Annotated in this window: 9 protein-coding genes; 4 read left to right on the forward strand and 5 right to left on the reverse strand. The window is 44.7% G+C overall.

Annotated features, from left to right (window positions below; genetic code table 11):
* Positions 1–630 precede the first annotated feature (630 nt).
* Entirely contained in the window at positions 631–849 is a 219-nt protein-coding gene (locus BLV54_RS14400; RefSeq protein ID WP_090572299.1) for a hypothetical protein, read from the forward strand.
* Positions 850–1,019: 170 nt separating this feature from the next.
* Here BLV54_RS14400 and BLV54_RS14405 read toward each other — a convergent pair whose 3' ends face one another.
* Positions 1,020–1,337 carry a hypothetical protein gene (locus BLV54_RS14405; RefSeq protein WP_090572300.1) on the reverse strand — a complete coding sequence of 106 codons (318 nt, stop codon included), beginning with the start codon at positions 1,335–1,337 and terminating at the stop codon, positions 1,020–1,022.
* A 144-nt stretch (positions 1,338–1,481) separates the two neighbouring features.
* On the opposite strand from BLV54_RS14405, the gene BLV54_RS14410 reads away from it, so the two are divergent.
* Together BLV54_RS14410 and BLV54_RS14415 are read left to right on the forward strand one after the other, a co-directional pair.
* Entirely contained in the window at positions 1,482–2,315 is an 834-nt protein-coding gene (locus BLV54_RS14410) for an NYN domain-containing protein (RefSeq protein WP_090572301.1), read from the forward strand.
* 206 nt (positions 2,316–2,521) lie between these two features.
* Positions 2,522–2,902, forward strand: a complete 381-nt coding sequence (locus BLV54_RS14415) for an HU family DNA-binding protein (RefSeq protein WP_256329537.1) — start codon at positions 2,522–2,524, stop codon at positions 2,900–2,902.
* Positions 2,903–2,904: 2 nt separating this feature from the next.
* Here the strand turns inward: BLV54_RS14415 and BLV54_RS15805 are convergent, their stop codons facing one another.
* The 4 genes from BLV54_RS15805 to BLV54_RS15815 all read right to left on the reverse strand — a co-directional run bounded on the left by BLV54_RS15805 (position 2,905) and on the right by BLV54_RS15815 (position 4,133).
* Positions 2,905–3,096: a hypothetical protein gene (locus BLV54_RS15805; protein WP_143032539.1), complete on the reverse strand. Its 192-nt coding sequence runs from the start codon at positions 3,094–3,096 to the stop codon at positions 2,905–2,907.
* Between the two features lie 215 nt (positions 3,097–3,311).
* Positions 3,312–3,566, reverse strand: coding sequence for a hypothetical protein (locus BLV54_RS15810; protein WP_143032540.1), 255 nt, complete (start codon positions 3,564–3,566; stop codon positions 3,312–3,314).
* Between the two features lie 57 nt (positions 3,567–3,623).
* On the reverse strand, positions 3,624–3,806 hold the full coding sequence (locus tag BLV54_RS14420) for a hypothetical protein (protein WP_090572303.1): 183 nt from the start codon (positions 3,804–3,806) through the stop codon (positions 3,624–3,626).
* Between the two features lie 105 nt (positions 3,807–3,911).
* On the reverse strand, positions 3,912–4,133 hold the full coding sequence (locus tag BLV54_RS15815) for a hypothetical protein (protein ID WP_143032541.1): 222 nt from the start codon (positions 4,131–4,133) through the stop codon (positions 3,912–3,914).
* A 222-nt stretch (positions 4,134–4,355) separates the two neighbouring features.
* Here BLV54_RS15815 and BLV54_RS14425 point away from each other — a divergent pair.
* On the forward strand, positions 4,356–4,875 hold a 520-nt coding region (locus tag BLV54_RS14425), incomplete at its 3' end, for a transposase (RefSeq protein WP_143032503.1).

Raw genomic sequence — 4,875 nt, forward strand, 5'->3', positions numbered from 1 at the left:
GGTTCCAATCAATCAACTGATCAATTTGGTTTAGAAAATTGCCTTTGCGGGTGCGGCGAGTAACATCAAAATCTGAAAAACTCATATAAATTACCTCAACAACATGATTTGATGAGTAATTATCCCATCTCATCAGCTAAATTTGTTTCTGACCGTGCAAAGTTCTCGCTCTATTTGAGCACTGGGATTTTGATTGCTGTATTGGATTTACATACCGGCTAGTATAGAAGATCTGTTTAACGGGGAATTGTAGGTAATGCGATGGATGAAAGGGTGACAACAGATCTAGTTATCCAGGCATTGTTTATCGTAACTGATAGAAAACTACTGGAAAAGGAATTAGCTCTACACTTAGATAATGCCAGAAGTCAAAGAGACAATGAAGCATGTTGCCTATCAACTGTTTGCAGCGACGTTATCTTCGTTAAAAAACTGTTTTGCACAATTTTACTGTATGTTTTGCGTCTAATTCAGTCAATCAATGTCAGATTGAATAAAGATCAATTATTGAAGCTGTAAGATCGAGTTTGAGCTACTACAACTAATCTTAAGCATGAGAAGATATAAAAAGTGCACGTCACTGAAGAAACAGTACAACTTAATACAGTCTTTCCTAATTAAAAATAACAAATGCTTATACCTAGTTCTCTAGCCACATTTCAACTTAGAATATTAAAAGTATATGTCGATGCAGGTTTTGATTTGTCATCAGCACTTGATAGATCAATAAAAATAATTGATGCTGCTGTAGTTCTTCTTAATGAAGACGTTAATGCTGCTTTAGAGCAAGCAGAAGAAATGGCAAGAAACGATGCCAAGAAAAATCCTCCTAAACAATTATTAATGTAATTGTTTAGATGTATTAGGGCTTCCGCATAATGCTTTCTCATTCCAGCAACTAGTACAATTTCTGTACTAGTTCAACAAGCATTATTTATTTTCAACAACCTCAAACCTAGATTAGCACCTCTCAGTCAAATCCCAAGCATATAACTTCTCCAAATCCTGCCAAACCTGATCTAATCCGCTGTTGAAACTGTCTTCGGTTGCGCTGTTAAGCGTTTCAGGAATTCCTCTTTCGTCTCGTGCGCCAGGCTTACTAAGTGAAGACGCTTTGGAGTAGGTAGAATGAACACGATACTATCGCGCTTCCACGGGGCGCCGATAGTGCACCGGATGACTACCCCCATGCCCGCCCCCCGAAAGCGCCCCACTTGCGGCCAACTATGCACGCCTGAGGGGTCAATTTGCGCCCTACTCATCCCGGAACCGATGAAAAGCGGCAAATGCATCTGCTCAAGCAGGTGTTCGATATTGACATTGAGTATCGTCCGCATTGTAGTGTAACCTTGAAGACCTTTGCCGTTACCCTAGAAGCCGACGCAAGCTTGACTAATACTGCATTTCTAGTAAAAAGACATTTATTTTTCCTATACACAGCCTATGCTCACTCTAAATCTTGATTACTCTTGGATAACCCTATGAACACCGACAGCAGCAATCCGAGGCTAGCGGTATTGATTGATGCAGACAACACATTCAAAGCGATCGATATACTTGATGAATTGTTTGAGGAAATATCAAAATTCGGAGATGCGAGTGTGAGGCGCATTTATGGCGACTGGACACAAAACCAACTGAGCCGTTGGAAGGAAATTCTGCCTAAACATGCCATCCAACCCATTCAGCAATATGCTAATACCAAAGGCAAGAATGCAACGGATAGCGCGCTGATTATTGATGCTATGGATCTGCTCTATACAGCTCCTCTGGATGGCTTCTGTATTGTTTCCAGCGATAGCGATTTCACTAGATTGGCGATTCGATTTCGCGAATCCGGTAAACTGGTCTATGGTTTTGGTGAGAAAAAAACACCAGAATCGCTGCAAGCCGCTTGCAATGAATTTAAATATTTTGAAATTCTCTCGCAAAATAAGCAGGTCGACAGTGAAAATAGCCTTGCGACACTAGCAATAGACACTTCCGGCAAGTCAAAGGTGGGACTGGAAACGAAAACTCAAAAATCTGTGGCATCTTCGAGCGAATCTGCAACTATAACCGTTACCAAAAAAAGCCCCAAGGAACTGGCGAGAGACACTAAACTGATTTCATTGATTCGTTCCGCAATTGAAGCGCTTTCCGATGAAGACGGTTTCGCTCACATGGGAGAGGTGAAAAAACATATCGTGAAAAACTTCTCGGCATTCGATTCGCGTAATTACGGTTACTCAAAATTCAGCGATCTCATCAAGACCATTGGTTTGTTCGAAGTAGATACTCAGAATCAACGAATTAAGGATAAGAGGAAAAAATAAGTAAGACTCTGGTTCTATATCACTCATAAGATAGGGTTATTCGTGGGAGGGAACTGATTGGTATGAATGGTACTGCACTTGTAGTGATCCGGAAAATGATCCATTGCCGATTAATATTCTCTTCTGTTGTATATTTACAAAAAATAAGCTTTTTCCACTATAAATGTTTGAAATGCTCAAGGGTTATTGGTGATTAAATTTATATTCTGCTAGATTCTCAACCATTTTTTAAACCACTAACAGCAGCATCTTCCATGAACAAGACTGAGCTAATTGAAGCAGTTGCAACTCGTTCCAATACAACAAAAACTCAAACCGCTGCCATGCTTAATGGATTATTGGATATTATTCAAAAAACTCTGGCTGACGGTAATGGTGTCCAGTTAGTGGGGTTTGGCACCTTTTCCATTACAGAGCGCGCAAGCCGCGAAGGTCGCAATCCAGCAACAGGTGCATCCATAACGATTCCTGCCAAGAAAGTCGTCAAATTCAAGTTAGGCAAAGCTTTGTCAGATTCTGCTGCAGCTGTAAAGCCAGCACCTGCTTCTAAATCAGGCAAATTCAAACCAACCGGGAAGAAGAAATAAACCTAAAAACCGCAGTTGGACGGGGTGAAGCGTGTGGTGGTCCAGATGCGAAGCAAGGCACGATGAGGCCGCAGGGCCGTTCCCTGCAACGAAGAGCAACGCCGCATTCGTGCCTGGAGCGACACATGATGCTCCTCTAGCGGCCTCACCATTCTGGTGAATGAGAAAATTCCAGGAATGCCTCTATATGTCATGGACTTAGCTCTCCAATCAAGCGGTCAACTGCGGTTTTTAGGATAAATCAAGTTTAATAAGCTTTGCACGCCGAGAGAGGCGACGCGCGGAGGTTCTATGTCGTCACCGAAGAAACGCCTCTGGATTACCGCTGGATACACGACTGATGGTTCCGGTTGGTGAGAGTGAGCGATAAGGCGAAGTCACGTTGACCTTAGGCAAAGTGATCTCTACATTACTGCCCATCCACGGGACAACGAAAGGGCACGGGATGACTAACCCCCATGCCCACGCGACAACCGTCCCACAACGGCCAACTATGCGCGCCTGAGGGGCCAGGTTGCGCCCTACTCACCCCCCAAAACTGAGTAGTGCGGGCTGACCGCACCCGACCGTCGCCTAACCCGTCTTGCGTTTCATCTCTTCCTCGATCTTGACCAACGCGGTGAGCGGTCGAAACCCATGCGGGGCCTGCATTTCCGAACGCCACCTATGCAATCGCCTTTCCAGATTTCATGGCCTAATTCCACCTGCTATGACGAAAATGTCACGGAGCTATGTCATTAGGAGTAAGTACCTCTGGTGGTTTGATACAGCTAATGGGTTCGCCAATATCGCCACTTTTTACCTTTATTTCTTCTTCATCTCGTAAATACGTTTTACAGGGATCGGTTGCGCATCCAGTGATACCGGCAATAAGTATGCCAATTACGACTGTCATTCTTATCATTCTTTCTCCTTTCTGGGTGAGGATTAACAGCTACTCTAACGCACGCGACCTAACGCCTAGCTAAAGTGGGACGTAGCGAAGCAAATCGTCCCTTTCAGCATCGTATTAGGCATGTGCCACAATTTGTTTAGCCGCCTGAGCAGAGAAACCCACATACTGAAGTTCATTTTCAAGCTCTTGCTCTGTATTAGACTCCACTTCAATTGTGTCATTCACCAAGTTGTGTTGTGGAGCAATCTGCACCCACACCACCTCCGGAATTGCGGGGGAAGTGACGGGAACACCCGTGCAAACGAGTGTTCGATATCGACAGAGCATTGCTCGCACTGTGGCAAATCCCTGAAATTAGTCGCTACCATCTTGGAATCCGGAGCAATCCCTCAGATTCTTGACCATCTCGCCTTGCCCGCATGAACTCCGTCTAGAGCACCTACATAGTCGCCCCTGAAATACTATAGAAGCTAGCATAAATATTGGCATTGAGGGATACTCAAAAGGTATGGAATTTGCCAGAATTAATACTATTGACCCCTAATTTCTGGTGAATTGATGAAGCCAAAGAAGCAAGAACCCACCCCCTGTGATGATCTTTTTCGCATGAGACTGGAGCAGATGTTGGACCAGCGCCACGAGCTGTATCGCCTGGCAGGGAAGATTGACTGGTCTGTAGTAGAAGAGCGGTTTGACCGACTGTATTCAGATGAAGGCCGCCCAGCTATTCCGATCCGCTTGATGGTAGGGCTGCACTACCTGAAGCACACTTTCAACGAATCGGATGAAACGGTGGTGGAACGCTGGGTGGAGAATCCCTATTGGCAATACATCTGTGGAGAAGAATACTTTCGCCACGAATTGCCAATCGATCCCAGCCAGATGACGAGATTTCGTGACCGCATAGGCGAAGCAGGCTGTGAATTCATGTTAAGTCTAACGGTGGTAGCAGGAATTGCCACGCAGACCGTATCAAAGACATCGCTCACAGCAGTAAACGTGGATAGCACGGTGCAGGAAAAAGCGATCAATTACCCGACAGATGCCCGGCTGTATCATAAGGCTGGAAGTGCACTGG

The sequence above is a fragment of the Nitrosomonas sp. Nm33 genome, assembly GCF_900107265.1.
Taxonomy (GTDB): domain Bacteria; phylum Pseudomonadota; class Gammaproteobacteria; order Burkholderiales; family Nitrosomonadaceae; genus Nitrosomonas.

Coding starts and splice junctions, on each gene's coding strand:
- BLV54_RS15805 (WP_143032539.1), bottom strand. CDS start 3,096: ATGACATATAGAGGCATTCCTGGAATTTTCTCATTCACCAGAATGGTG.
- BLV54_RS14420 (WP_090572303.1), bottom strand. CDS start 3,806: ATGATAAGAATGACAGTCGTAATTGGCATACTTATTGCCGGTATCACT.
- BLV54_RS14405 (WP_090572300.1), bottom strand. CDS start 1,337: ATGCGGACGATACTCAATGTCAATATCGAACACCTGCTTGAGCAGATG.
- BLV54_RS14410 (WP_090572301.1), top strand. CDS start 1,482: ATGAACACCGACAGCAGCAATCCGAGGCTAGCGGTATTGATTGATGCA.
- BLV54_RS14400 (WP_090572299.1), top strand. CDS start 631: ATGCTTATACCTAGTTCTCTAGCCACATTTCAACTTAGAATATTAAAA.